This window comes from Actinoplanes sp. NPDC051388 (assembly GCF_055586225.1).
In genome coordinates this window covers 13,849-39,935 of sequence record NZ_JBVJIP010000019.1, presented here as the reverse complement: position 1 = coordinate 39,935, position 26,087 = coordinate 13,849, and the positions used below count along the sequence as shown (strand labels likewise).

Genomic DNA, 26,087 nt, shown 5'->3' with positions numbered 1-26,087 from the left:
AGAAACCCCCCTTCCCCCCCCCTCCCCCCCCCCCCCCCCCCCCCCCCCCCCCCCCCCCCCCCCCCCCCCCCCCCCGCCCGACCCGTTCTGGTTCGCCGACCTCAACGGCGACACCCTCCCCGACCTGCTGGTCTGCCGGGCGAACTCGCTGCTGCTGCACCTCAACCAGGGCCCGGATGCGGGCTTCGGGGCCGGACGGACGCTGCCGAACATCGGCCACTTGGGCGACACGCCGATGACCAACATCGAGGGCGGCGGGGGGCCGCTGCCGTGTGAGGCGCCGCTCTTCATCGACGTCGACGGCGACGGTGTGGTCAACGCGCTCAAGCGGGAGTGGACGTTCGGCTCTTCGCCGGATCCGGACACCTGGATCTGGAACCAGACCTGGAAGGCGCTGTCGATCGACCCGTCGGGCGCCCGCTGGCTCGACACCGGCCTGGCTTTCGAGGAGTACATCGACGGGCGGGCGGAGCCTGGGCCGGCGGACGTCTTCGACATCACCCCGTACTGGACCGGAGACCTGACCAACGGCGATCCCGCCGACAACGACGGCGACACGATCGCCACGGTCACCACGTACGCCCGCAAGTGGCAGCTGCGGGTGCTGGACGCCAACGGCGACGGCCTCGACGACATCATCCGGTACGACGGCACCCGGGCCAATCCGGTGCGACTGCACATCAACACCGGTCGGGGCTTCGGCGGCGACTCGCCGGCACTGGTCGGCGATCCGGCCTGGGACTGGTACCGGGTCAGCCCGTACGGCTTCGCCCGGGCCCAGTTCCTCGACTACGACAACGATGGCCGCGACGACGTGCTGCTGCCGGTGGGCGATCCGCGCAGCCCGGCACAGATCCGCTGGGTGGCGCACCGGGTGCGGGAGCGGTCCAGCTTCAGCCCCACCCTGGTCGGCACCTGGAACCTCGCGGAGGCCGCCCTGCCGGTCCGGGCAGACGTCGACGGCGACGGCAGCGGTGACCTGCTCCTCGCCACCCACGTGGCGGACCTGCGCGACGGGTACGGCAACGAGGCCAACCGGCTGACCATCCGGTGGGGCGCCCACTCCCGGGGCAACCTGCTCACCTCGGTGCGCGACGGCCTCGGCGAGAGCGTGCTCTTCGACTACGCGGCTCGCGACGGCAATCAGCAGCGGGTCTACCGGCGCACGGCCGGCTGCCAGACCAGCCACGGCTCGTGCACGAACCGGATGGGTCCGCTGGTCTCCAGCATGCTGGTCCGGGTCGCGGAGCGGGACACCGGCCCGGTTCCCGGCGAGACCTACCGCCGGATCAGCTGGCAGACCTACCGCTACGAGAATGCGCGGCTCGCCTGGTACGGCCGGGGGCCGCTCGGCTTCGGCCGCCGGATCACCACCTCGTACGGGGAGCTGAACAGCGACCTCATCGAGACGGCGACCAGCGAATATGACAACACCACCCATCTCGACACGGTGCCGGGCTCGGCGATCCGGCACTGGTATCCGTACGCGGGTCGGCTGGTCGCCGATGAGGTGCGCTCCGCTCCGGTCCAACATGGGCTGACGGCGCCCGTCGCCACCCAGCGGATCCTGCGTACCGGACCGACCATCCAAGCCGTGCGGCTCTCCGCCGCTGCAGTGCCGTTCGTGGTCCAGGAGCGCGGCGCCGGCCAGGTGGCGATGCGGGCGGTCGCCACCGGCACCTCGCGGACCGTCAGCTCCACCGAGTCGTCGGCCACGTACGACGCGTACGGGAACGTGACCACCGCCCTCGACGTGGTGCGCGACGGTGCCGCGGTCGAGGTGGAACGGGTCCGCACCGAGACCAGCTACGAATGGGGCGCCAACCGGCTGGCGCGGTGGCTGATCACCCTGCCGGATCGGCACGTCGTCAACCACACCCGGCAGGGCATGACCCAGAGCCGGACCACCGCGTACACCCACACCGCCGACCGGGGCCTGCCGCTGACCATGATGTGGGAACCCGACGACGCCGGCTACCGGCTGACCGAGTCGATCGTCCACGACGACTACGGCAACGTGATCTCCCAGGAGATCGGTGCGTCCGGGGAGACGCCGCGCCGGACCCAGACCAGCTACGACGACGCCCACATCTTCCCGGTCCGGGTGGTGAACCCGCAGGGCCACATCGTCACGATGGCGACCGATCCGGCGCTCGGCCGGCAGCTCGTCCAGGTCGACCCGAACGGCGTGGTGACCCGGTGGGCGTACGACGGGTTGGGGCGGCAGATCCGCGAGCGCGGACCCGTCGGTGACACCGTCACCAGCTTCGCCCGCGCCGACACCGAGGCCGGCGCCGACCACCGGGCCCGGCTGCGCGCCACGACCCGGATCGGCGGCGGTGGCTGGACGACCGAGTACCAGGACGCGCTCGGCCGGACCATCGAGACCCGCACCGACGGGTACGCCGCGACCACGGTGATCACCAGCAGCGTTCTGGACTGGGCCGACCGGCCGGTCGAGGTCAGCCGGCCGCACCTGCCGGGCGACAACAGCCAGGGCGTGATCCGGTACGACTACGACGCGCTCGGCCGGATGATCAGCCAGCGCCGCCCGGACGACGACGCCGCGGACAAGGTGGCCGTCACCACCCAGCGGTACGGCTGGCCGGATGAGGCGCCGGGAGCGGCGTCCTTCACCGAAGCGGTCCGAGCCGCCGCGACCGAGGCCGCCGCGACCACCGATCCGCTCGGCCGGACCGGGGTCCGGGTCGACGACCACACCGGCGCGCCAGTGGCCTCGGTGGCGGCCAACGGCGCCGCCACGCAGCTGGAGTACGGCCCGTTCGGCGTCGTGCGCCGGATCGTGGACCCGGCCGGCGCGGCCACGGTCTTCGAGTCGGACCGCTACGGTCGCGATGTCGCGATCGAGTCGCCCGACACCGGCCGGCACACCTACGGCTGGACCGCGTACGGGCAGCTTCGCACGCACGCCGACCCGCGCGGGGTGAGCACCGGCTACGAGTACGACCAACTCGGCCGGATGGTCCGGCGGACCGACCCGCGCGGCGCGGCGACCTGGCGCTACGACGGCCCCGAGGTCAACGCCATGGGCCGGTTGGTGGAGGCGGTCGGTGCCGACGGGCACCGCACCGTGCTCAGCTATGAGCCGCCGCCGAAGTCCGGCCCGAATCGGGCCCTGCTGACCGCCACCGACCAGATCATCGACGGGCGCACCTACCGGATCGGCTTCAGCCACGACCAGTACGGCCGGGTGGTCCGCATCGACTACCCGGAGGCCGCCGGCCAGGCGTTCGCCGTCGAGCAGTCCTGGGACGCCCACGGCCGGCTGGCCGAGGTGAGCGACGCCGCCACCGGCCGGCCGTACTGGTCCTTCGTCGACGACGACCAGGGCTACCGGATCGGCGTGGAGCGGCTCGGCAACGGGATCATGACGACCTCGGGGTACCAGCCGCTGAGCGGGCGGCTCGCGACGACGACGTCGGCGCTGCCCGACGCCGACCCGGTGCAGCAGCGCGGCCTCGGCTACGACGTGGTGGGAAATCTGCGGTACGTGCGCGACGGGGTCCGCCCGGAGCGGTCGCGCGCCTACAACTACGACACGGTGAACCGGTTGCAGACGGTGCGTGGGCTGACCGGCAACGACCCCGGATCACCCGGCACCGTGCTGGAGTCGTTCGCCCACAGCCCGGCCGGCAACATCACCGCCCAGGCAGGCCTGGGCACGTACGGCTACCGGACCCCGGACGGGACGCTGACCAACGCCGTCACCCGGGCCGGAGCAAACACCTTCGGGTACGACGCGGCCGGTAACCAGACCGAGCGGACCGGCCCGGACGTGGTCGGCGGGTATCAGCAGCTCAGCTACACCCCGGCGAACCTGCCGGCCACGGTCGTCACCGGCACCAACACCGGGAAGTGGACCACCTCGTTCGAGTACAGCGCCGCCGAAAAGCGGGTGCTGCGGACGACCCCGGACGAGGTCACCACCTACGTCGCAGACCTGTACGAGCGGCGCGCGGCCGTGGCCGGCGGCGGGGTGGAGCACCGGTACCACATCCAGGCGGAGGGCCGGACGGTCGCGCAGGTGGTCCGCACCGAGAGCGCCGGGAGGCCGGTGCTGAGCCGGGTCGGGTTCGAGCATCCGGACCAGCTCGGCTCGCCGCTGGACCAGACCGACGCGAGCGGCGCCGCCGACCACAGCCAGCAGTTCGGCGCGTACGGCGTGAACCTGGAACCGGACTGGAAGCGCACCGGCGAGCGAGGCTTCGCCGGCCACCGGCATGACGCGGAACTCGGACTGATCGACATGGATGGCCGGGTCTACGACCCGTTGCTGGGCCGGTTCCTCTCGGTCGACCCGGCGATCGTCGACGTGGCGGCCGAAGGCCCGAGCCCGCAGGACGGGCTCGCCACCACGGTCGGCGCCGCGGTCGGGATCGGCGAGGCGACCACGCCGTCGATGTCCGCCGCGGACCTGGTGCAGCCGTACGCCTACGCCGCGAACAACCCGCTCGCCTACGTCGACACGGACGGCCGGAATCCGGGACCCACCCTTTACTACAAGGCGCAGGCGCTGCGCGACCGGATCCGGGACTCGGTCGTCGGGCAGGCGGTCGCCGGATTCACCGTCGGTGTGCTGCAGGGGGCCGCCCCCGGTGGTTTCGCCGCGGGTCCGGTGATGTCGCACTACGCGCCGACCCGGACCTTCGAATTCTTCCGGGGCGCCGGCGAGTTCATCTACGGCGTCGGCCAGATCTTCGGCGGGAGCGTCGGCGCGGCCGGCGGCGGGGCGGCGAGCCTGACCGGTGGCGGCGCCGCCGTGGGCGTGCCGGTTGCGGCCGGCTCGCTCGCCGTGATGGCCGAGGGCATCGCCGATGTGCTCTTCGGCTCGGTGACGATGGTGAACGCGCTGCTGATGGAGGCGGACGGATCCGCCGGCGGCGGCGAGAGCACCGGCGGCACGCCGGCCGTGGCGGCGCCGGCCGCCGTGGCGCCGGCGGGTGGGTCCGGTCCGGTCCTCGGGCCGTCCGCGCCGCCGCTGTCGGTGCGGGAGGCAGTTGCCAAGCGGGCCACGGACCTGCAGAACTCGGTACCCGAGGGGAGCCGGGGCCGGATGACGATGGCGGTGGGCGTGGGCAAGGACGCCTCGGGCAAGACCCGCACGGTGGTCGGCACCAGCGAGGACGGCGGCTACCTGCGACGTGGGGTGGAGCTGAAGCCGGGTGAGGAACTGGCCCGTGGCCGGGCACAGCACGCGGAGGAGAACGTGCTGGAGTACATGCGGCAGAATGGCATCACACCAGAGTGGATCGCGGCGGGCCGGAACATCTGCCCGACCTGCGCCCCCGCTATCCAACAGGCCGGTGCCCAGGCCGCCTCGCCGCTCAGGCCGCCATCGAAGACACCGAAGACGCCGACGCGGCCGAGACGCCCCAAGACACTGACAACCATCGAGAAATGACGCTTCCATGGAGTCGCTGATGCAGTTCGTTCGGATGGGCACCGTGAGCGAGGAACTGGTCCGGGAGGTCTCTGGCCACGGCCCGGACCGGCAGCGCCGGGTCGCTGTCGCCGTGGTCCGGCTCGGCCTGCGGCGGGCGCCGGTGGCCGATCCCCGCCTCGACGCGGCTCTGGCGGCACTGGCAGCCGGGCAGTGGGGCGACGGTCCCGTCCGGCGGGACCTGCGCGCCCTCGTCGACGAGTTGGACAACGTCGCCTGGGACGCGCAGGACGCGGCGAACCGGGGCGAGGCAGACCCTGCGGAATACTCCGCCGCTTTCGCTCGCGCCCGGATCTGCTGCGCGGTCGACTACGCGTTGGAGACCGATCCGCTGCTGGCCGCGTTGGAGGCCGGGTACGAGGTGCAGGCCGGCATCGGCGACCTGCCCGCCGTCGAGGCGGTCCTGCGTGGCTCCGGCGACGACGCCAACGGTTGGTAGCTCGATCTCGACCGACGCCATCGCGGCGCCCATGGCCGTCCGGCCGCTCCGGGAGGGACGGCGGCGAGGCGAGCGGGACCGCGTCGCTTCTGGCGCGGGATCCGTTCACCAAGCCGATCTTCGCCGCTCGATCAACGGCCTGCGGCCGTATCCCCGCCATGCCCGCGACCGAAGTCGGACCTGCCTCGAAGATCAGGGTGGGCGAGGGCCACTCGCATCAAACGCCGGAGTCAAGTGGCGCTGAATCGGCTTCGAGCCATGAGCGCAGCTCTGGGTCGAGCTGAGCGGCTGCTGTCTCGTAGAGGGCCAGGTCTTCCTCGGTGAGGACGTGGCGCCAACGTCCGTTGGCGCCCTTGTAGAAGAAGCGACGGGCGCCGCCCTCGAAGAAGAGCGGCTTGACGGACTCCTCGTTGCGGATCGCGTCCTGCTTCATGGCGTCGAACCGGGCGGCCGCCACGAGCTCGGGCCAAGCATCCTCGGCCACCTCGATGTGGGTGAAGGCGGCGACGCGGCGCATCTGTGCCTCGAGGTCGGCGAGCAGATCGGCGTAGTGAATCATCAGCAGGTTGGACAGGTCCCGATGCGGCCAGAAGGTCGCGGCGTGGTGATGGTGAGACCAGAACGGCCAGCCGTCCGCCTCCCAATCGAACAGGCTGCGGGTCATCCAATCGGCCCACAGCTCTCGTTCGGTGGCCGGGCATCGGGGCATCGGTCCGGCCGCGCCACCTGCGGCGTCCAGCAGCGAGTAGGTGTACTCGGTGTAGGCGCTGTAGTGGTTGAAGGCCGACATGAACACGTCCCGCGTGTCGCGGCCGACGTACACGTAACGGACCGCCGGGTCGTACGGCAGAGCGTCGAATGGCAAGTGGCTCTTCAGGAACCGCTGGTGCTCCTGGGCCTCGATGCTCGCCACGACGCCATCCACGTCGCCCAGGAAGGCCGCGTCGATCCACGGAGACAACGTGACGAGCGGTGCCGGCAAGGGGCCCGTGCCGAAGACCAGCAGGCTCATGATGCGTTGCATCCAGGTGGTACCCGCCTTCATCGAGGTCGAGATGACGACGTCGCCCGGCCGCAGCGTGACATGATCCCACCGCTCGCTGTCGAGGTGATGGCTACGGTAGGTGCGGGTACGACGCGGCGTGTCCATGCACTCCTTCCTACGTCGACCCCGGCAACGCGGGCCATCCGTCGTGAGGCCGTCGCAACTTTCGGCGTCGCCGGCCAGCCATGCCGCCTGCTGCCCAACCGTGGTGGGGCAGGCACTACCTCCCCTCGAAACTGCAGGATTTCACGTGCGTACCTGAAGGTCCATGCCGCACCGATGCGGCATGGACCGGTCCCACCCTGCCACTCACACTCCTCGATGAAGTGTGCAAATAGGACAGGGAGGGAAATTGAACAGATCGATCAGGGGGCGACCAGCCCGGGTCAGATTGACCGCGGCCATTGTCGGGTTGCCGGTGGTGCTCGCGTTCGTCGTGGGCACCGGAACGGCCGCGCAGGCCGGGCAACTGCCCCACGCCAAGAGGGAACCGAAACCGGCGCCTACGGTGAGCGACTGCATTCAGGTCGGCGCCGGTAATGGGTGCAACCTCGTCATGACACGCCCGGACGGCACGACGACCGCGCTGTCGCTGGCGATCGCCGAAGCGCCGTCGACGGCCGGTGAACCGGCGCAGGTCGTGCTCGCGGTGTCCGCAGTGGACACGGCCAAGCCGGCCGCTGCCGAAAAGGCCACCGAGAAGTCGACGACCGTCACGGAGCAGTCGACGACCGAGGAAACCTCGGCCACGGCAACCGATCTGGCCATGTCCGAGCTGGCCATGTCCGAGGCGCCGAGCTTCTCGCTCAGCGCAAGCAAGCCGACCCCGGCCATGGGTAACGCCCCGGGTGGCCGGCAGCCCGGCGCCAACCCCGGGCCCGCGCCCGGGACCACCCCCGGCGGCCGGTCCCAGGGCACGGCGTCACCGCCGCCGCTGCCCACCGTCACGGTCACTGTGGCGCGGGGCCTCGGCGCGTCGTACAGCTATGACCCCAACACCGGCTCGCACACTGTGCTCGGCGTCTGGGGCAGCAAGGTCGGCATCTCCACCAACGAGATGCCGCCGTCCACCTCGACCGGGTGGGGTGTCGCCGTCCAGGCTGAAATGGACTGGCTCGGCTTCACCTTCCAGTTTTCCCTGCGGATCGGCCTGGACGGCAAGGTCAGCGGCCGGATTCAGGGAACCCGCCCGATCGGTCTCAACGCCGCCGGTGGCAAGACCAAGGTCGGCGCGGGTGCGAACTTCTCGGTCGACAAGAACGGCGTCCATGTGGACGGACTGGCCGGCGCGGCCAGCGCCACCACGAAGACGGCTAAGCCGTCCAAGGGCAGCGCGCTCGAATGGGTGCAGTCGTTGCTGCCCAGCTTCTTCGTGGGCGCGGGGCCGACCTACACGCCGAAGAAGGCGCCGCCGGCCCAGCCGCAGAAGCCCGGGCCGGATCCGTTGGCCGGGGCGCCGCCTGCGGCAACTCCGCCACAGGGGTCCGGTGGTCAACCTGGTCCCGGTCCTGGCACGGGTAACGGTTCAGGTCCTGGGCCCGGCCCGGGTCCTGGTCCGGGGCCGGGAGGCGTGGGCAGCGGTACGGGTAGTGGATCTGGTCCGAGCGGCAGCAGTAGTGGTGGCGGTTCGGGGCAGGGCAGTGGTACGGGTAACGGCTCCAGCACCGGCAATGGCTCCAGCCAGGGTGGTGGCTCCGGCTCGGGCAGCAGTGGCTCCGGCTCGGGCGGCAGCAGTGGCTCCGGCTCGGGCGGCAGCAGTGGCGGTGGCTCTGGTCAAGGCGGGAACACCGGTGGCAATGGCGCGAGTGGTGCCGGCTCTGGTGGGCTCGGTTCTGGGCAGGGCAGTGGTGCCAACGGTCAGGGTGATGCGCCCAGCAACGGTGGGCAGAACGCTCCGGCCGGGCAAACACCTCAGGGGCAGGCACCTCAGGGGCAGGCACCTCAGGGGCAAGCGCCTCAGGGGCAAGCGCCTCAGGGGCAGGTGTCGCCTGCTACCGGGGCTGCGGCGGCCGCGGGTCGTGACATCGGGCCGACGTTGCATCAGCCCGATGCGGATGCGCCGCCGGTGGGCGTTCCGAACGATGCTCTGCCACCGGCCGACCTGAACGTTCCGGTGGCCGAGGCCGACCAATTCACGTCGGAGTTCACTTCGGCGCAGGCGGATGACGTCGACGCCGAAGGGGTTGTCGGGTCTGAGGACGCCGCTTCCGAGGATGCGGATTCCGAGGCGGCCGCTTCCGAGAGTGAGAGCTCGGAGGCCTCGGAGGGTGAGACCTCCGACGCGGGTGAAAGCTCTGCCGACGGTGACGGTTCTGAGGCTGGAGAAAGCTCTGCTTCAACCGGCGAAAGCGCTGATGGTGGCGAAAGTGCCGCCACCGGCAGCAGCAGCGACAGCGACGGCAGCAGCTCCGCCAGCGATGGTGGTAGCTCCGCCGGCGATGGTGGTAGCTCAGCCAGTGGCGGTGGTGGCTCCGCGAGTGACGGTGGTTCTGACGGTGGCAGTTCGGCCGGAGACGGCGGCAGCTCGGCCGGTGACGGCGGCAGCTCGGCCGGTGACGGCGGCAGCTCGGCCGGTGACGGCGGTAGCTCCAGCGGTGACGGCGGCAGCTCCAGCAGCTCCGGCGACGGCGGCAGTAGCAGCAGCTCCGGCGGTGACGGTGGCAGCAGCAGCTCCGGCGGTGACGGTGGCAGCAGCAGCTCCGGCGGAGGTTCGGGCAGCCATGCCTCTGGTGGTGGCGGTTCGTCCGGCGGCGACGGCGGTAGCTCCAGCTCTGGCGGCGACGGTGGCAGCAGCAGCTCTGGCGGCGACGGTGGCAGCAGCAGCTCCGGCGGCGACGGTGGTAGCAGCAGCTCTGGCGGCGACGGTGGCAGCAGCAGCTCTGGCGGCGACGGTGGCAGCTCTGGCGGCGACGGGGGCGGCAGCTCGGGCGAGTGAGCCGAGCATCGAACTACGCTGATTGATAGGAGTGCGGGTGGGCTGGGTGAACCAGCTCACCCGCGTTTCCGTCGGACGCCCGCGACTGACCCTCTGGCAACGCGGAGGATCGGCGGGCGTCGGTACCATCTGGGGATGGTCCTGGACCTGAATCTCCGGCTCAGCCGGAGGGCGGCGCTCGTGGCCGCGGGCGGTTTGGTCGTCGGTTGTTCCCGGCGGCCCGATGTCGACCGGGTCGACCTGCGCCTGGCCACCGGACCGGCGGGGGCGGTGTACCGGCGCATCGGTGGTGCGCTTGCCGAGCACATCACCGAAACGGTGCCGGGTGTCACGGTGACCACCGTGCCGAGCGGGGCGTCCACCGACAACATCAGGATGCTGCGGGCGGGCGATGCACACCTCGGACTGTCGAGCCTGGACGCGGTGATCACGGCCGACGGCAGCGCGCCGGAGGGGCTCTCGGCGGTCTGCCGGCTGTACGACAGTCACCTGCATCTCGTGGTCATGGCCGGTTCTGCGATCCGCGATTTCGCTGAGCTCGGGGGCAAGCGCGTGTCCCTGGGTGCCAGGGACTCGGGCACCGAGTTCACGTCGCTGCGGGCTCTGGGGCTCGGACGGGTGAACCCCGATGGCCGGTCTCTCAGTCAGGCCGAATCGGCGGCGGCACTGAGCGCCGGCGAGATCGACGCGATGTTCTCCCTGACCGGCGTCCCCACACCCGCCATCACGGAGCTGGCGCAGCGGCACCCGATCCGGCTGATTCCGTTGGACGCACAGGCGGATGCGCTGTTCGCGGCGTTCCCGGGTCCGTACGCGCCGGCCATGATCTCCGCGACCGCCTACGCGGGCGTCCAGGCCACGCGCACCGTGGCGGTGCCGAATGTGCTTCTCGTGCGCAACGATCTGCCGGACGACCTTGTCCGTGCCATCACGGACACGATCTTCGGGCACACCGGAACCATCACCTCCGTCGGCCGCGGCGACGCCGACGCTGTTCCCGAAGCTTGGCGGATCAACGTGCGTACCGGGATCTCCACCGCCTCGATCCCGCTGCACCCGGGCGCGACGGCCTGGTTCCGCGAGCGCAAGCGTTGAGCGGACCTCGACAACGCCGGCTCCTCAAACCGATGAGTCCGCCGGCGCGGCGATCGGCAGCGTGATCACCGCGGCGAATCCGTGCCCGGACCCGTCCGGCCGTCGTAGTCCGTCGTCCAGCCGAAGCTCGCCGCCGGCCGTACGCACGAGGTCGGCGCAGATCGCCAGTCCCAGACCGGTCCCGGGCACGTTCTGGTGCCGTGGCGACCGCCAGAACCGTCGTAGTGCCTTGGCCCGATCGGATGTGTCGAGGCCACTGCCGTCGTCACGGACGGCGATGGTGACCACGTCACCGGCCGCGGATCCGGTCACCTCGACCAGTTGCGCGTCCGAGAGCCGCAGCGCATTGCTGATCAGTTCGTCCAGGATGCTGCCGAGCCCGCCCGGCGGCTCCAGCAACCGCAGTCCTGGTGGCACGCTGACCTCGAGCGTCTGGCCCGCTGTCGCCGTCAGCGCTCGCCACCGGCCCATCCGGGTGGCCAGCACCGCGTCCAGATCCACCGGTGACGCCGTCCGTATGCTCTCCATCCGGGCGCTGGCCTGCAATGAGTTCAGCATCCGTTGCATCGCCTTCAGCTCGTCGACGGCGATGTCGTACACCTGCCGGCCGTCGCCGGCATGAGGCAGATGCGGGTCCAGGCTCTCCACCGCGAGCCGCAGACTGGTCAGCGGATTGCGCAACTGGTGGGAGGCGTCGGCCACGAACGCCCGCTGCCGCTGCACGGCGTTCTCGACCGCGTCCATCATGGTGTTGAAGGATTCGGCCAGCCGACGCAGCTCGGCCGGGCCGGCTTCGGCACCGGCGCGGATCGTGAGGTCGCCCTCGGAGATCCGTGCGGTCGCCGCGTCCAGCTTGCGCACCGGCCGCAGCACCCACGCGGAAACCGGCCAGGCAACGGCGATCAGCGCGATCAGCGGCAACAACCCGAGACCGGCAAGCTGCGCCCACCGCACGAGGATGCGATCTCGTGCCTTCGACATGTCGGAGATCGTCACGACCGCGCCGACGACTTCGCTGTCCCGGCCCACCGGCTCGGCGACGACGAGAGCGGAGTCGTTCCACGGCGCCCACTCCGCGGACGGCTCGGACCTCGCTCCGGCCAGCGCCGCGGTGACGATCCGCGGCAGGTCCGGCTCGGACCGAGCCGCCTTCTGGTACGCACCGGCCGGTCCGAGCAACACCGTGCCCGACGTGTCGATGACCCCGACCGGGATGCCGTACAGCTCGTGGTAGCGGGTCAGCTCCTGGTCGAGCGCCTCGGTCCGCCCGGTGGACAACGCGGTCTCGGCCAGCGACGCGAACCGGCTGACGTCGTTGAGCCGGTCGACGTACACCTCCTGCATCTCCCGCTCGGCCACGGTGATGCTCAATGGAGCCCCGAGCGCGGCGACGAGCAGCACCGCCAGGGGCACCAGGACGACGAGCATGCGACGGTGCACGGCGGGTCAGCCGATCAGCTCCGGCTGGTCGGCCAGGAGCCGATAGCCAACCCCGTGGATCGTGCGGATGAGGACGTCCGGCCCGAGCTTGTGCCGCAGCGCCGCGATGTGGGTGTCCAGGGTGCGGCTCGAGGCCTCCCAGGTCGCACCCCAGACCTGGTCGAGGATGACGTCGCGGTTGACCACGTTGGGCGCTCGCCGGGCCAGTAGTAGGAGCAGCTCGAACTCCTTGCGGGTGAGCGTGACGGGCGTGCCGTCGACGGTGACCTCCCGGATTCCGACACCGATCCGCATCGAGCCGAGCACGAGCGGCTCGTCCGGGTTGCTCACGGCACGGGCCGTCCGGGTACGCCGCAGGACGGCGTCGATGCGGGCCAGCAACTCGGGCACGCCGAATGGTTTCACGATGTAGTCGTCGGCGCCGGCGCGCAGGCCACGGACCCGTTCGTGCTCCTCGGATCGCGCGGTGACGGCGATGACGGCGGTCTCCGGGCGGTCACGCAGCTTGCGGATCACGTCGAGGCCGTCGCCGTCGGGCAGGCCCAGGTCCACGAGGACCACCTCGGACGGCCCGGCACAGACGGCCTCCGCCGCGGTGGCCACGCGATGCACCTCGAACCCTGCTTGGGTCAGGACGGTGATCAAACCCCGCGCCACGCGGTCGTCGTCCTCGATGACGGTGATCCGCATACCGGCGAATTCTACGGCTCGCATCGAGTTCTTGGGATTTCTCTGACACCATGCGCATCCCCCTCGGCCGAGACTGAAGCGGCGCATGCATCGACGCTGACGAGGAGGTCGCGACATGTCCACGACCAGCAGACATCGGGTCGCCGCGCAGGTGATCGCCGCGATCACCGCCGTTTCACTCGGCGCCGCCTGCTCCGGCGACGGCGGCAGCGAGGGAGGCGGCGACGCGGGCGGCTACCCGGACCAGAACGTCACATTCGTCGTGCCGTTCAGCGCCGGCGGCCCCACGGACACCGTCACCCGGATGATCTCCGAACCGATGGCGAAGGAACTCGGCGGAAAGATTGTGGTGCAGAACGTGGAGGGCGCGGGCGGCACGGTGGCCGCCGGGGAGGTCGCGCGGGCCGAAGCCGACGGATACACCGTGCTCATGCACCACATCGGCATGTCCACGGCGCCCGCCCTGTACAAGAACCTGGACTACAAGCCACTCGAGGACTTCGAGATGGTCGGGCTCGTCACCGAGGTGCCGATGACGATCGTCGCGCGCAAGGACTTCGGGCCCGCGACGCTGCAGGATCTCGTGACCTACGTGAAGGCGAACGCCGACAAGGTAACGATGGCGAACGCCGGCATCGGCGCCGCATCCCACCTGTGCGGCCTGCTGTTCCAGACCGCCGCCGGCGTCAAACTTCAGGAGGTTCCGTACGAGGGCACCGGGCCCGCGCTGACCGACCTCGTCGGCGGCCAGGTCGACTTCATGTGCGACCAGACGACCAACACCAGCGGCCAGATCGCGGCGGGCGAGGTGAAGGCGTACGCGGTCACCACACCGGAGCGGGTGAAGAGCCTGCCCGACCTGCCCACCACGACCGAGGCCGGGCTTCCTCAGCTGGCGGTGAGTGTGTGGCACGGTCTCTACGTCCCGAAGGGCACGCCGCCGGACGTCGTCGAGAAGCTGTCCGCGGCGTTGAAGGCGGCACTGGCCGATCAAGGTGTCGTCGACCAGATGGCCAAGCTCGGCACCGCGCCGGTCCCGGCCGAGGACGCCACTCCGCAGGCCCACCGGGCCAAGCTGGAAGAGCAGCTCGGCACCTGGGCCAAGGTCATCGCCGACGCCGGGGTCAAGGTCTCCTGAGGTGGAGCGCCGCCGGTCTGTCCCGGACGTCCTCGCCGGGGGAATCTTCGTCCTGATCGGTGGCGCATTCGTGGTGGGGTCGCTCGGCTATGAGATGGGCACCCTGCTGCGGATGGGCCCCGGGTTCTTCCCGCTGCTGGTCGGCGTCATCATGGCCGTGCTGGGCCTGGCGATCGTCGCCAAGGGGCTCATCGCCGGTGAGGTGCCATCGTTCGGGTCGGTCCCGTGGCGCGCGCTCACCGTCATTCTGCTCGCCATCCTGGTCTTCGGATTCACCGTACGGCGCCTCGGTTTCGTACCGGCATCGGCAGTGACCGCGCTGCTCACCACCCTGGCCAGCCCGCGCATCCGGCTGCTCACGGCGGTGGCCGTGGCCGCCGGCCTGACGGTGGCCGCCACGCTCATCTTCGTCGTGGGACTCCAGTTGCGGATCCCGCTGTTCGGCACGTGGCTGCGCTGATGGACCTTCTCGACAACCTCATCCTGGGCTTCTCGACCGCTCTCATGGTCCAGAACGTCCTCTACTGCTTCTTCGGGGTGCTGCTCGGGACGGCGGTCGGTGTGCTGCCCGGTATCGGGCCGACGGCGACGGTGGCGATGCTGCTGCCCATCACGTTCAGCTTCGAACCGGTCACCGCGCTGATCATGCTGGCCGGCATCTATTACGGCGCCCAGTACGGCGGCTCGACGACCGCCATCCTGATCAACCTGCCCGGCGAGTCGTCGGCAGCGGTCACCGCCCTGGACGGCCACGAAATGGCTCGGCAGGGCCGCGCCGGCCCGGCGCTGGCCGCCGCCGCGATCGGGTCGTTCATCGCCGGTACGGTGGCCACCGTCGTGCTGGCCGTCGCAGCCCCACCATTGGCCCGCGTCGCGTTGCAGTTCGGCCCGGCGGACTATTTCTCGCTGGTGCTGTTCGGCCTGATCGTGTCGATCGCGCTGGCGCGCGGCTCGGCGATCAAGGCGTTGGCGATGATCGCGCTCGGCATCCTGTTCGGCGCCGTCGGTCAGGACATCTACACCGGTACGCCCCGGTTCGTATTCGGCCAGCGCGAACTCTACGGCGGCATCGACTTCGTGTCGGTCGCCGTCGGCATGTTCGGGGTGGCCGAGATCCTGCGCAACCTGGAAAGCGACCAGACCCGCACGGCCATCGTCAGCAAGGTGAAGAACCTGTGGCCGACAGCGGATGACCGGCGCCGGATCGTCGGTCCGATCGTGCGGGGCACCGGCCTCGGCGCCGCACTCGGTGTACTGCCCGGAGGCGGACATGTGCTGGCTTCGTTCACCTCGTACGCGGTCGAGAAGCGAATCTCGAAGCGGCAGCAGGAGTTCGGGCACGGCGCGATCGAGGGCGTCGCCGGCCCCGAGTCGGCGAACAACGCCGCCGCACAGACGTCGTTCATCCCGCTGCTCACCCTGGGCCTGCCCGCCCACCCGGTGATGGCACTGATGGTGGGCGCGTTCATCGTGCACGGCATCACGCCCGGCCCGAACGTGATCACCGACGAACCGGCGCTCTTCTGGGGGCTGATCGCCTCCATGTGGATCGGCAACGTGCTGCTCGTACTGCTGAATTTGCCGTTGATCGGCATTTGGGTGCGCATGCTGCGCATCCCGTACGAGGTGCTGTTCCCGATGATCATCCTGTTCGCCGCGATCGGCACGTACTCCCTGGGCTTCAACGCGTTCGACGTCTACGCCATCGCGTTCTTCGGGATCCTCGGGTACATCCTGATCAAGTGCGGCTGCGAGCCGGCGCCCCTGCTGCTCGGCTTCGTCCTCGGACCCTTGCTCGAGGAGAATTTGCGACGTGCTCTCATCATCTCTCGCGGCGACGCCACGGTCTTCCTGACCCGACCGATCTCAGCGGCGCTGCTCGCCCTGGCCGTGGCAGCACTTGTCATCACCGTCCTCCCGACGATCCGCAGGCGCCGTGAAGTGGTCTTTGCCGAGGACGAGTAAGGAAGTGGGCGTCCGTCAGGAATTCGGGTGCCCGCACCAGCTTGCCCCGGCGGTCACCGGCCCAGCCATCCGCCGTCGACCGCCAGGACGGTGCCGTGGACGTACGCCGCCGCGTCGGAGGCGAGGAAGACGGTCGCCCCGGCGATATCGGTGGCGGCGCCCCACCGGCCTGCGGGTATCCGATCCAGGATGGCAGCGGCCCGGACGGGGTCGTCGCGCAGGGCCTGGTTGTTGTCGGTGGCGATGTAGCCCGGAGCGATCGCGTTGACGTTGACCCCCCTCGGCGCCCACTCATTGGCCAACGCCTTGGTGAGGCCCGCGACGCCGTGCTTGGCGGCGGTGTAACCCGGCACGGTGATGCCGCCCTGAAAGCTCAGCAGCGACGCGGTAAAGATGATCTTTCCATGCCCGCGGGCGACCATGGCGCCACCCAGCGCCCGGGCCAGGACGAACTGCGCGGTGAGGTTGACCTGGAGCACCAGGTCCCAGTCCGGGTCGCTGTGCTTCTCGGCCGGCGCCCGGCGGATCGTGCCCGCGTTGTTGACCAAGATGTCCACCGGACGCTCGCGCCGGGCCAGGTCCGCACCCAGGTCATGGACGGCGGCAGGTACGGCGAGGTCGGCGCGGATCGCCTCGAACGACCGGCCGGCGGCGGTGACGTCCTTCTCCACCTCGCTGCCGGCCGCCTCGAGGTTCACACTTACGCCGATGACGTCGGCGCCCGCCACGGCCAGAGCGTGTGCCATGGCACGGCCGATGCCGCGCCGGGCCCCCGTCACCACGGCCAGCCTTCCGCTCAGATCGAAGGGGTTCACGAGCCGGCTCCATCCCGTGCGCAGTCGATCAGGACCTTCATGACATCCCGGCCCGTCTCCAGAGCGTGGAACGCCGACGCCGCCTCGGCGAGCGGAACCACCTTGCTGATCAGCAGGTCGGCCGGCACGGTCCCGTCCGCCACGAGTTCCACGGCCCGCTCGAAGTCCGCGCGGTCGTACAGGCGCGCTCCCACCAGAGTGAGCTCCCGCCAGAAGAAGCGGTGCAGGTTCACCGAGCGGGGTTGCGGGTGGATGGCCACCAGGCAGAGCCGGCCGCGTACGCCGAGAACGTCGACGGCGGCCGCGACGCCCCTGACCGCCCCGGACACCTCGAAGCTGACGTCGGCGCCCGCGCCGCCGGTCCACTTGTCGGCCAGGCCGGCGACGTCGTCGGTGGCGGGGTTCCACGTGGACAGGCCCATCGCTCCGGCCACTGCCCTGCGGTAGTCGCTGAGCTCGGCGAGGCGGACATCGGCACCGCGAGATCGCGCGACCAGCCCGATCAGGACGCCGATCGGTCCGCCGCCGATCACCACGACCCGCTCACCGGCTTGCACGGCCGCGCGGCCCACGTCGTGTACGGCCACGGCGGTCGGCTCGACCAGCGCCGCCCGGTCCAGTGCGAGCGTGGCGGGCAGGCGCACAAGTGTCGAGGCGGGCACCGTCCAGCGCTGTTGCATGGCGCCGGGCGAGTCGATGCCGATGAAGTTCAACCGGTGACAGATGTGCTGGTGGCCGGCCACGCAGGCCGGGCAGTCACCGTCCCACCGCAGCGGCATGACCGTCACCTCCTGCCCGGAATGCCACTCAGCCACGCCCGGCCCGACTCGGGTGATCCGGCCGGACATCTCGTGGCCGAGGACGGCGGGCGTCTGGACGCGGGCATCCATGCTCCCGTGGAAAATGTGCAGGTCGGTGCCGCAGATACCGACGAACGCGGGGGCGATCTCCACTTCTCCGGGCCCCGGCGGTGAGGTGGTGACCGGTCCGGTCTCCAGTGTCCTGGTTGCGGTGTAGCGGACGGCGAGTTCGGTCGTCATGGCAGGGTCCCTTCGTCACGTAGGCCGATGGTCAGCAGGAGATTCGCGTAGGTTCGCGCGTCGACCAGGGACAGCGGGACGTCAGGCACGGTCAGCCCAGATCGGTCCGTCGGGGTAGGCGTACTCCTTGAGCGAGGCCGGGTGCATCTGCGCGCTCAGCCCGGGCGCGGCGGGTGCGACGTACCGGCCGTTGACGACGCGTACCGGATCGAGGAAGTGTTCGTGCAAGTGATCGACGTACTCGATGACCCGGTCCTGCATCGTCGCGGAGACCGCGACGAAATCGAACATCGCCAGGTGCTGGACCATTTCACAAAGCCCGACGCCGCCGGCGTGCGGACAGACCGGCACCCCGAACTTCGCGGCTAGCAAAAGGATCGCGATGTTCTCGTTGATCCCGCCGACCCGGGCCGCGTCGATCTGGACGATGTCCACCGAGTCGGCCTGCAGCAGCTGCTTGAACACGACCCGGTTGGCGACGTGCTCGCCGGTAGCCACCTTGATCGGCCGCACCGCTCGGCGCACGGCGGCGTGGCCGAGGATGTCGTCGGGCGAGGTCGGTTCCTCGATCCAGTACGGGTCGTACGGGGCCAGCCGCCGCATCCAGTCGATGGCCGGCCGCACGTCCCAACGCTGGTTGGCGTCCACCGCGATGCGAACGCCGTCGCCGACCGCCTCCCGCGCGGTCCTCATGCGCCGGACATCATCCTCGAGGGAGGCGCCGACCTTCAGCTTGATCTGGCCGAAGCCGTCGGCGACGGCCTCGCGCGCCAGCCGGGCGAGCTTTTCGTCGGAGTAGCCGAGCCAGCCCGGTGTGGTCGTGTACGCGGGATAGCCACGCTCCAGCAACAGGGCGATGCGCTTGTCGCGACCGGATCGCGCCCGGCGCAGGATGTCCAGCGCGTCGCCGGGGGTGAGCGCGTCGCTGAGCCAGCGGAAGTCGACCTGGGCCACGATCTGTTCGGGCGACATGTCGCCCAGGAACCGCCACACCGGCTTGCCGGCCCGCTTGGCGGCAAGGTCCCAGGCGGCGTTGACGACCGCTCCGGTGGCCATGTGGATGACCCCCTTCTCCGGGCCGAGCCAGCGCAATTGCGGATCGTGGACGAGTGACCGGGCAAAGCCGCCGAGATCGCCGCACACCTCGTCTACCCCGCGCCCCACCACGTACCGGGCCAGGGCGGCGATGGCGTTGGCCTGGACGTCATTGCCGCGGCCGGTGGTGAAGGCGAGGGCGTGGCCCTCGTGGCCGTCGTCGGCGTCCGTGCGCAGTTGGACATAGGCGGCGGAGTAGTCGGGCTCGGGGTTCATCGCATCGGAGCCGTCGAGGTGCTCGGACGTGGGAAAGCGCACGTCCAGGACATCCATGGCGACGATGCGGGCGGAAGAGGGCATGGCGACTACTCCTATGTTGCGGCGAACAGCTTGCTGTCTGCGGCCGGGGTGACCGAACCGGCCGTCGGCCGGTTGAGCCTCCAGCGGGTGTCAACGGCGATTGCGGCGGCTGCGGTATTCGGCGACCACCAGCTCGGTCAGTTCTTCGACCGACACGTCGGCGGTGCGCCGGTCAAAGGTGATGGTGCCGTGCTGGAGCAGGTTGACGCGGTCGCAGACATCGAGGACCTGGGCGTAGTTGTGGGCGATGATGATGACCGAGACGTCACCGCGGGCTTTGAGGTCGCGGATGAGGTCGAGGATCAGAGCGCCTTCCTTGGCGCCCATGGCGGCGAGCGGTTCGTCGAGCAGGAGGACCCGGGCGTCGGAGTAGACCGCTCGGGCGACTGCCACGGCCTGTCGTTGCCCGCCGGACAGTTTCGCGACTTCGGCCCCGACGTCGGGGATGTTCACGCCCATGTCGGCCAGGTGCTCCTTGGCCAGGCGGCGCATGGCCCGGTTGTTGAGCAGCGGCCCGAGGCGCAGTTCGCGGTTGAGGAACATGTTGTGGAACACGCTGAGCTCGTTGATCAGGGCGAGCCCTTGGTAGACGGTGTCGATGCCTAGGGAGCGGGCGTGGTCGACGCTGCGCAGGACGACTTCCTGGCCGCTGACGAAGATTCGCCCGGCGTCCGGGCGGTGGTACCCGCAGATGACCTTGATCAGGGTGGACTTGCCGGCGCCGTTGTCGCCGATCAGCCCAAGTACCTCGCCTTTCTCCAGGCGCAAGCTGACATCGCGCAGCGCGGTGAGCGCGCCGAACCGCTTGATCACGTGGTCCACCCGCAGCGCAGTGCCCAGGGCGGGGGCGTCCGGGATGGTGGGGTCTGCTGTCATCAAGCGCCTCCTCTGCGCCGCAGCCGGGACAGGTACTGGTTCGCGATCATCGAGATGAGGATCGCGCTGCCGAGGATCAACTGGAACGGGTTGGCGCTGATCCCGATCAGGTTGAAGCCGTTCTGCAGCTCGGCGAGGATCAGTGCGCCGAGGAGCGCGCCGATGACGGTGCCGGAGCCGCCGGCCAGTGCGGTGCCGCCGATGACCGCTGCGGAGATCGCGGTGAAGACCAGTGCGGTGCCGCCGCCGATGTTGGGGTCGATGCTGTTGATCCGGAATGCCTCGAGGAGCCCGGCGAGCGCGCCGAGCGTACTGGCGATCATGAAGTTGCCGATCTTGATACGGTCCACCCGGATGCCCGCCTCGGTGGCACCGATCGGGTTGCCGCCGACCGAAATGGTGTGCAGCCCCCAGCGCGTGCGGGTGAGCACGACGTGGAAGATCGCGACGATGGCGAGGCACCAGGTCAGAGAGGCCCAGTCGCCCGCACCGAAAATCTGCTGGATCCGGCCTTGCGCTTGTTCGGGAATCTGCGCCGGGTAGGCGTGCGACGTCGTGAGCAGCACGCCGAGCAGGAGGTAGAACGAGCCGAGCGTGGCCACCAGGGACGGCACCTTGAGCTTGGTGACGATGAAGCCGTTGCAGAATCCGATGCCGGCTGAGATTCCGAAGGCCAGCAGAAGCGCCGGCACGACCGGCACCCCGTAGAGGTCGACCGCGTAATGGACCAGGAACGGCGCGAGTGCGGCGACCACCCCGACGGACAGGTCGATCTCGCCGCTGACCAGCAGCAGCACGATGCCCACCGCGACGATGGCGGTCGGCGCGGTCGCCTGCGCGATGTTGCGCAGGTTGTCGTGGCTGAGGAAGACGTCGTGAGACGCCCGGAAATAGAGGGCCATGCCGAGTGCGACGATCAGGACGCTCGCCTCGCGCCAGCGCACCAGTACGGTGCCGGCCTGGCGCAGGACGGACAGGATGCGCCGGCCGCCGGCCGCGGCCGGCGCATCCTGTCCGGCGGGGGGCACGCCGGCATCGCCGGCGGCCCCTTTCCGAACTGTTTCGTGCATCAATCCACTCCGGTCGGTGTCGTTAGCCGGGCGACGGTCATGCGTGGGCGATGGGTCCGGACCGCTCGACCAGTTTCACGGCGTCGGCTGAACCCTCGTACCGGGTCTGGGTGTTCTGGTACTGGGTGACGTTGTCCTTCGTCACGAACAGCAGGCCGGTGTTGGTCTGCGGCGGCGAGATGAGGCCTCCGGTGACCTTGTAGAGGTACAGGTAGAGCACCGGCAGGAAGCCCTGCAGGTACGGCTGCTGGTCGATGGTGTAGTCCAGGTCGCCGGCCTTGATCGAGGCGAGCGTCTCCGGGATCAGATCGAAGCCACCGGCCACTTTCAGACCCTTGCTGCGCAGGTTGTACTTCTTCACGATCTGGCCGATCGACTGGGTCGAACCGGCGTCCACCGCGAGCATGCCGGCCAGGTTCGGGTGCCCCTGGGCGTATGCGTCGATGATGGACAGTCCCTTGGTGATGTCCGCGTTGGTGGCGACGGAGGTGAACGTGACCCCGCCGCCGGCGTCCTTGAACGCCTGCTGCGCGCCGTCGATCCGGGGCTGGATGTTGAGCTGCCCCGGCGTGGCGATGAAGCCCACCACCTCACCGGACTGCACCTGGGTCAACGCCCGCTGGCCAAGGGCGTACCCGGACTCGTACAGGCCCTGCCCGACGTACGTCAGCCGGTTGGTGCCCGCATCGTCGCGGGCGCCGTCGGCGTTGTAGGACACGACCGGGATGCCGGCGTCGAGTGCTTGGTCGACCGGTGCCTTGAACGCAGTCTTGTCCACCACCGCGATCGCAAGACCGTCTGCCTTGCCGCTGATCGCGGTGTTGGTCGCGTTGACCATCTCGGCCACCACGGAGTTGGCCGAGCCGGTCCACTGATACGAGCAGCCGAGCAGCTTGCACGCGTCCTCGGCGCCGTACTGCGTGGGTGTGAAGAAGGGGTTGGTCGTGACGTGGTTGACGAAGACGAACTTCCAGTTCGGCGTCTTCGGGAAGTTGCCGATGGCGCCGGCGACCGTCTTGTCGTCGGCACAGGCGGAGAGGAGCCCGGTCGCCGCGAGCGAGGCGCTCACCAGCCCGGTGCCGGCGAGCAGTCGCCGCCGGGTGAGGCTTCCGCCTCGGAGTTTGTCGGCCGCCGTAGCGACGGCCGGATCAACAGCACGCATCTTGCACCCTCCTTGGCGTCAGCGCGCTACACCGAACTGGTAGACGGTGGTGGTGCGGTAGGTCTGTCCAGGTCGTAGAACTGTCGACGGGAAGTTCGTGTGGTTGGGTGAGTCGGGGTAGTGCTGGGTCTCCAATGCGAAGCCGTCCCCTTGCCGGTACATCCGGCCGCTGGTACCGATGAGCGTGCCGTCCAGGAAGTTGCCGCCGTAGAACTGAATGCCGGGCTCCGTGGTGAGGACGGTGAGCTGCCGGCCGCTCGTCGGATCGGTCGCTCGTGCCGCCATCTCGAGACGGGTGTAGGTGTTGTCCCGCCTGTCGAGCACCCAGTTGTGGTCGTAGCCCCGGCCGATCACCAGCTGCGGGAAACCGTCGCGGTTACGGGCCCCGATCGCGGTGGCGTGGCGGAAGTCCATCGGGGTGCCCGCGACCTGATCGATCGCCCCGGTCGGGATCAGCGTCGAGTCCACCGGGGTGTACCGGCTCGCGTTCAGGAACAACTTGTGGTCGTCGATCGAGCCCGATCCCTCGCCGGCCAGGTTGAAGTACGCATGGTTGGTGAGGTTCACGACTGTTGGCTTGCTGGTCGTGGCCAGGTAGTCCATCCGGATCGCGCGGTTGTTGGTGAGCGTGTAGGTGACCGTGGCCGTGAGCTCACCCGGGTAGCCCTGGTCACCGTCGGGGCTGCTGAACCGCAGGCGCAGCGCCACGCCGTCCTTTGTGGTCAGCGGGGTGGCCTGCCAGACGTGTTTGTCGAAGCCGACCGTGCCGCCGTGCAGGCTGTTCGGGTCGTTGTTGATCGGCAACTGGTACCCGACGCCGTCGAGCGTGAACTGCCCCTTCGCGATGCGGTTGGCATACCGGCCGGTGATGCAGCCGAAATACGGGCTTTTCGTCTCGTAGTCGCGAAGGTTGTCGAAGCCGAGCGTCACGTTGGCCGGCTTGCCGCGCCGGTCGGGCGTCTCGATGGACTGCAGGATGCCGCCGTACGTGAGAATGCGCACCCGCATGCCGTTGGAGGTCAGGGTGTACCGGTCGACGGCTACGCCGGCCTCGGTCCGGCCCCATGCTTGTCTGGTGATCGTCGCGCGGTCACCGGCGTGTGAGGGGGAGGCGGCAAACGTGCCGGCGCCGCTGCCCAACAGTGTCAACACGCCGATCCGGACCACGGTCCGGCGGAATGAGATCTTGTGCATTTGGCTCTCCTCTCGATGGCGCCACGTCGACACCTGGCAGAGCGGAGCGAAATGGAATCACCCGTGGAGCGATGTCATCGGAAACCTCCACCATGGCCGGACGAGGCTGGTGAGCAAGTGACGGCTGGTAAGCGGGAAATCTATCGGCGGATTCATCCGATGTCTAGAGGCTAATGAGACGCGACATGTAACGAGCTCGAAACTAAACGAATACTTTTTGTCCAGGAATATTGCTTTCTGGGAAGGACTCCCATAGACCTGTCCTCGAATGTTCGGGACTATTCATCGGATCAATCGAGGATTTGGAGCCTGTCATGCAGTGGATCAGCACAGCCGGGGCCACGCTTCAGCCGTCCCGCCCCGCCGTCGTCGGCCGCGGGCGGCACCAGCTGCCACGGGAGCCCGGATACAGTGCGCGGATGCCTGACGAGCCGATCGCGGCGTTCCGATGTTCCGGCGGCCCCGGCCGGCGCGGTGCGCTGTCTCGGCGACGAGGCTGAGCCATGGGTGCGATCGACTCGGCGATCGGCCGGATCAAACAGATGCTTGTCGACGGCGAACTCCAGCCCGGCGACAGGCTGCCGGTCGAGAAGGATTTGGCCGCCAACCTCGGCGTCTCCCGGAACACGTTGCGCGAGGCGGTCCGGGCGCTCACCACGCTGAAGGTGCTGCAGACCAGGCAGGGCGACGGTACGTACGTCACCAGCCTCCGACCCGACCTGCTCCTGGACGGCATGGGATTCGTTGCCGACCTGCACGGCGAAGCCGGCGAGCGGCAGTTCCTGCACGTCCGCCGGCTACTCGAACCGGAGGCCACGGCCCTGGCTGTCGAACGGCTGACCGACGAAGACCTGGCCGAACTGCGGACCCTGCTGAGGCAGGCCCACGCTATGGTCCAGTCGCCGGCCATCGACCACGAAAGGCTGTTGGCCAACGACCGGGCGTTCCACAACCTGATCACGACCCGGTGCGGGAATCCGGTGCTGGCCGCGCTCATCGAGAACATGTCCGGGCACACGGTGCGCGCCCGGTTGTGGCGCGGACGCGTCGACGCCGGGGCCGGCTCCCGCACGGTCGCGGAGCACCAGATGATCTACCAGGCGATCGCCGACCGTGACAGCGAGCGCGCCCGCATGCTGGCGGCCGCGCACATCCTCGGCGTCGAAGGGGCCGTGCGAGCCATGACCGTGCCAACTCCGGAGCCTGATGTGGAGGAAGCCCACGGCTAGCGGCGGCCACGCGCCACGACGAAGTCTCGAACCGGCGAGCAAGCCGCGGTCGCGGAGCCACGGCAGCGCGAATGGTGGTCATCCAGGAGATGTCGCCCGAGGATGACAGCGCCGGCCCGACGCCCCCGGCCGGGTGTGGCGGTGTTGGGCGTCTGGCTGGACGTGCTGCCGCTGGGGCGGCGGACCCGCCCGCTGGCGATGGTCGCGCTGGCCTTCGGCGCGATGATCGTGCTTGAGGTGGCCACGGTGCTGGCGGCCCCGCGGGAACCGGTGGGTCTGTACTCCGGCCTGGTAGTGCTCGTGCTGGTATACGCGTTGCCCCGGTGAGCATCGGGCCGGGAGTTCGTGCTCTGGGGCGTGGTGATCCTGGCTACGTTCGCGTTCTCGGTCGCGACGGACGACACCCTGGCCGTCGAGAATATCGCGGGCCTCGTATTCCTGCTCATGCCCGCGGCGATCGGGGCATCCGTGCGGTTCTGAGCGACCGCTCGAGAACGGCAGCTGGAGCGGATGCGCTCGCGCGAGCGGGAGCGGCTCGCCCGGGAGCTGCACGACACGGTGGCCCACCACGTCTCGGCCATGGTGATCCGCGCCCAGGCTGGCCGGGTGGTCGCCGGCGCTGACCCGGCCGCCGCTGTCGAGGCGCTGGAAGGGGGTGGCTGCCTCCTGGGGTGATCAAGCAGCGCAATGGCGGGGTCCGGCCGCGGAGCTGAACCGGCATCTGGGTTCGATAAGGCGACCCAGCCGGGAGCGACGTGCGGTGCGGCCACCGCGAGTCTCGCGGTGGCCGCTGTTGCAGTGCTATCCGTGGTTGGCGACCGAGCCGGCGAACGCTCCGGTGGCCCATTGCACCGGGGTTCCGTACCCGCTGCCGGTGGACAGCTTCACCCACACGGCGTCGGCGTTCTGGGCGAGCAGGTCCGCGCGTCCGTCGCCGTTGACGTCGCCGATGTGGTTGGCGACCGAGCCGGCGAACGCTCCGGTGGCCCATTGCACCGGGGCTCCGAACCCGCTGCCGGTGGACAGCTTCACCCACACGGCGTCGGCGTTCTGGGCGAGCAGGTCCGCGCGTCCGTCGCCGTTGACGTCGCCGATGTG

The 26,087-nt window shown here is 69.8% G+C and carries 22 protein-coding genes; 11 read left to right on the top strand and 11 right to left on the bottom strand.

What is annotated here, in order from left to right; all coding sequences use genetic code 11:
• The first annotated feature begins 235 nt into the window (after positions 1-235).
• Together ACZ6TI_RS37355 and ACZ6TI_RS37350 are read left to right on the top strand one after the other, a co-directional pair.
• Positions 236-5,422 (top strand): RHS repeat-associated core domain-containing protein, encoded by a 5,187-nt coding sequence (locus ACZ6TI_RS37355; RefSeq protein WP_465349964.1) that lies wholly within the window; start codon positions 236-238, stop codon positions 5,420-5,422.
• A 19-nt stretch (positions 5,423-5,441) separates the two neighbouring features.
• Positions 5,442-5,900, top strand: a complete 459-nt coding sequence (locus ACZ6TI_RS37350) for a hypothetical protein (protein ID WP_465349963.1) — start codon at positions 5,442-5,444, stop codon at positions 5,898-5,900.
• A 217-nt stretch (positions 5,901-6,117) separates the two neighbouring features.
• Here ACZ6TI_RS37350 and ACZ6TI_RS37345 read toward each other — a convergent pair whose 3' ends face one another.
• Complete coding sequence (locus ACZ6TI_RS37345) at positions 6,118-7,050, bottom strand: sulfotransferase domain-containing protein (RefSeq protein ID WP_465349962.1); 933 nt, start codon at positions 7,048-7,050, stop codon at positions 6,118-6,120.
• Positions 7,051-7,363: 313 nt separating this feature from the next.
• Between ACZ6TI_RS37345 and ACZ6TI_RS37340 the strand changes: the two genes are divergently transcribed.
• Positions 7,364-9,880: a hypothetical protein gene (locus tag ACZ6TI_RS37340; RefSeq protein ID WP_465349961.1), complete on the top strand. Its 2,517-nt coding sequence runs from the start codon at positions 7,364-7,366 to the stop codon at positions 9,878-9,880.
• Positions 9,881-10,015: 135 nt separating this feature from the next.
• Positions 10,016-10,975 (top strand): TAXI family TRAP transporter solute-binding subunit, encoded by a 960-nt coding sequence (locus ACZ6TI_RS37335; RefSeq protein WP_465349960.1) that lies wholly within the window; start codon positions 10,016-10,018, stop codon positions 10,973-10,975.
• A 24-nt stretch (positions 10,976-10,999) separates the two neighbouring features.
• On the opposite strand, the gene ACZ6TI_RS37330 is transcribed toward ACZ6TI_RS37335, so the two are convergent.
• Both ACZ6TI_RS37330 and ACZ6TI_RS37325 read right to left on the bottom strand, forming a co-directional pair.
• Positions 11,000-12,403 (bottom strand): sensor histidine kinase, encoded by a 1,404-nt coding sequence (locus ACZ6TI_RS37330; RefSeq protein ID WP_465349959.1) that lies wholly within the window; start codon positions 12,401-12,403, stop codon positions 11,000-11,002.
• 18 nt (positions 12,404-12,421) lie between these two features.
• Positions 12,422-13,105 (bottom strand): response regulator transcription factor, encoded by a 684-nt coding sequence (locus ACZ6TI_RS37325; protein WP_465349958.1) that lies wholly within the window; start codon positions 13,103-13,105, stop codon positions 12,422-12,424.
• 115 nt (positions 13,106-13,220) lie between these two features.
• Between ACZ6TI_RS37325 and ACZ6TI_RS37320 the strand changes: the two genes are divergently transcribed.
• The 3 genes from ACZ6TI_RS37320 to ACZ6TI_RS37310 are packed head-to-tail and all read left to right on the top strand — an operon-like array spanning position 13,221 to position 16,208.
• Positions 13,221-14,243: a tripartite tricarboxylate transporter substrate-binding protein gene (locus ACZ6TI_RS37320; RefSeq protein ID WP_465349957.1), complete on the top strand. Its 1,023-nt coding sequence runs from the start codon at positions 13,221-13,223 to the stop codon at positions 14,241-14,243.
• Between the two features lies 1 nt (position 14,244).
• Entirely contained in the window at positions 14,245-14,703 is a 459-nt protein-coding gene (locus tag ACZ6TI_RS37315; protein ID WP_465349956.1) for a tripartite tricarboxylate transporter TctB family protein, read from the top strand.
• On the top strand, positions 14,703-16,208 hold the full coding sequence (locus tag ACZ6TI_RS37310; RefSeq protein ID WP_465349955.1) for a tripartite tricarboxylate transporter permease: 1,506 nt from the start codon (positions 14,703-14,705) through the stop codon (positions 16,206-16,208). The genes ACZ6TI_RS37315 and ACZ6TI_RS37310 overlap by 1 nt, the downstream gene beginning before the upstream one ends.
• Before the next feature lie 53 nt (positions 16,209-16,261).
• Here the strand turns inward: ACZ6TI_RS37310 and ACZ6TI_RS37305 are convergent, their stop codons facing one another.
• The 7 genes from ACZ6TI_RS37305 to ACZ6TI_RS37275 all read right to left on the bottom strand — a co-directional run bounded on the left by ACZ6TI_RS37305 (position 16,262) and on the right by ACZ6TI_RS37275 (position 23,760).
• Positions 16,262-17,023, bottom strand: a complete 762-nt coding sequence (locus ACZ6TI_RS37305) for an SDR family oxidoreductase (protein ID WP_465349954.1) — start codon at positions 17,021-17,023, stop codon at positions 16,262-16,264.
• Positions 17,020-18,063, bottom strand: a complete 1,044-nt coding sequence (locus ACZ6TI_RS37300) for a zinc-dependent alcohol dehydrogenase (protein ID WP_465349953.1) — start codon at positions 18,061-18,063, stop codon at positions 17,020-17,022. The genes ACZ6TI_RS37305 and ACZ6TI_RS37300 overlap by 4 nt, the downstream gene beginning before the upstream one ends.
• Positions 18,064-18,144: 81 nt before the next feature.
• Positions 18,145-19,458: an enolase C-terminal domain-like protein gene (locus ACZ6TI_RS37295; RefSeq protein WP_465349952.1), complete on the bottom strand. Its 1,314-nt coding sequence runs from the start codon at positions 19,456-19,458 to the stop codon at positions 18,145-18,147.
• A 90-nt stretch (positions 19,459-19,548) separates the two neighbouring features.
• Positions 19,549-20,271, bottom strand: coding sequence for an ATP-binding cassette domain-containing protein (locus tag ACZ6TI_RS37290; RefSeq protein ID WP_465349951.1), 723 nt, complete (start codon positions 20,269-20,271; stop codon positions 19,549-19,551).
• Between the two features lie 62 nt (positions 20,272-20,333).
• Complete coding sequence (locus ACZ6TI_RS37285) at positions 20,334-21,362, bottom strand: ABC transporter permease (protein ID WP_465349950.1); 1,029 nt, start codon at positions 21,360-21,362, stop codon at positions 20,334-20,336.
• Positions 21,363-21,441: 79 nt separating this feature from the next.
• Positions 21,442-22,566, bottom strand: a complete 1,125-nt coding sequence (locus ACZ6TI_RS37280) for a substrate-binding domain-containing protein (protein ID WP_465349949.1) — start codon at positions 22,564-22,566, stop codon at positions 21,442-21,444.
• Between the two features lie 18 nt (positions 22,567-22,584).
• Positions 22,585-23,760, bottom strand: coding sequence for an aldose epimerase family protein (locus ACZ6TI_RS37275; RefSeq protein ID WP_465349948.1), 1,176 nt, complete (start codon positions 23,758-23,760; stop codon positions 22,585-22,587).
• A gap of 503 nt (positions 23,761-24,263) precedes the next feature.
• On the opposite strand from ACZ6TI_RS37275, the gene ACZ6TI_RS37270 reads away from it, so the two are divergent.
• The 4 genes from ACZ6TI_RS37270 to ACZ6TI_RS37255 all read left to right on the top strand — a co-directional run bounded on the left by ACZ6TI_RS37270 (position 24,264) and on the right by ACZ6TI_RS37255 (position 25,664).
• On the top strand, positions 24,264-24,989 hold the full coding sequence (locus tag ACZ6TI_RS37270) for a FadR/GntR family transcriptional regulator (RefSeq protein WP_465349947.1): 726 nt from the start codon (positions 24,264-24,266) through the stop codon (positions 24,987-24,989).
• Positions 24,990-25,130: 141 nt separating this feature from the next.
• Positions 25,131-25,316 carry a hypothetical protein gene (locus tag ACZ6TI_RS37265; protein ID WP_465349946.1) on the top strand — a complete coding sequence of 62 codons (186 nt, stop codon included), beginning with the start codon at positions 25,131-25,133 and terminating at the stop codon, positions 25,314-25,316.
• Between the two features lie 30 nt (positions 25,317-25,346).
• Complete coding sequence (locus ACZ6TI_RS37260) at positions 25,347-25,469, top strand: hypothetical protein (RefSeq protein ID WP_465349945.1); 123 nt, start codon at positions 25,347-25,349, stop codon at positions 25,467-25,469.
• 30 nt (positions 25,470-25,499) lie between these two features.
• Entirely contained in the window at positions 25,500-25,664 is a 165-nt protein-coding gene (locus tag ACZ6TI_RS37255; protein WP_465349944.1) for a histidine kinase dimerization/phosphoacceptor domain-containing protein, read from the top strand.
• Positions 25,665-25,790: 126 nt separating this feature from the next.
• Here the strand turns inward: ACZ6TI_RS37255 and ACZ6TI_RS37250 are convergent.
• Positions 25,791-26,087: FG-GAP repeat domain-containing protein (locus tag ACZ6TI_RS37250; RefSeq protein ID WP_465349943.1), on the bottom strand; the 297-nt coding region annotated here is incomplete at its 5' end.

Excerpts from the sequence above, each read along its gene's own strand:
- ACZ6TI_RS37345 (WP_465349962.1), bottom strand. The coding sequence starts at position 7,050 with ATGGACACGCCGCGTCGTACCCGCACCTACCGTAGCCATCACCTCGAC.
- ACZ6TI_RS37320 (WP_465349957.1), top strand. The coding sequence starts at position 13,221 with ATGTCCACGACCAGCAGACATCGGGTCGCCGCGCAGGTGATCGCCGCG.
- ACZ6TI_RS37325 (WP_465349958.1), bottom strand. The coding sequence starts at position 13,105 with ATGCGGATCACCGTCATCGAGGACGACGACCGCGTGGCGCGGGGTTTG.
- ACZ6TI_RS37335 (WP_465349960.1), top strand. The coding sequence starts at position 10,016 with ATGGTCCTGGACCTGAATCTCCGGCTCAGCCGGAGGGCGGCGCTCGTG.
- ACZ6TI_RS37280 (WP_465349949.1), bottom strand. The coding sequence starts at position 22,566 with ATGCGTGCTGTTGATCCGGCCGTCGCTACGGCGGCCGACAAACTCCGA.
- ACZ6TI_RS37275 (WP_465349948.1), bottom strand. The coding sequence starts at position 23,760 with ATGCACAAGATCTCATTCCGCCGGACCGTGGTCCGGATCGGCGTGTTG.
- ACZ6TI_RS37270 (WP_465349947.1), top strand. The coding sequence starts at position 24,264 with ATGGGTGCGATCGACTCGGCGATCGGCCGGATCAAACAGATGCTTGTC.
- ACZ6TI_RS37255 (WP_465349944.1), top strand. The coding sequence starts at position 25,500 with ATGCGCTCGCGCGAGCGGGAGCGGCTCGCCCGGGAGCTGCACGACACG.
- ACZ6TI_RS37295 (WP_465349952.1), bottom strand. The coding sequence starts at position 19,458 with ATGCCCTCTTCCGCCCGCATCGTCGCCATGGATGTCCTGGACGTGCGC.
- ACZ6TI_RS37310 (WP_465349955.1), top strand. The coding sequence starts at position 14,703 with ATGGACCTTCTCGACAACCTCATCCTGGGCTTCTCGACCGCTCTCATG.
- ACZ6TI_RS37355 (WP_465349964.1), top strand. The coding sequence starts at position 236 with ATGACCAACATCGAGGGCGGCGGGGGGCCGCTGCCGTGTGAGGCGCCG.
- ACZ6TI_RS37330 (WP_465349959.1), bottom strand. The coding sequence starts at position 12,403 with ATGCTCGTCGTCCTGGTGCCCCTGGCGGTGCTGCTCGTCGCCGCGCTC.
- ACZ6TI_RS37350 (WP_465349963.1), top strand. The coding sequence starts at position 5,442 with ATGCAGTTCGTTCGGATGGGCACCGTGAGCGAGGAACTGGTCCGGGAG.
- ACZ6TI_RS37300 (WP_465349953.1), bottom strand. The coding sequence starts at position 18,063 with ATGACGACCGAACTCGCCGTCCGCTACACCGCAACCAGGACACTGGAG.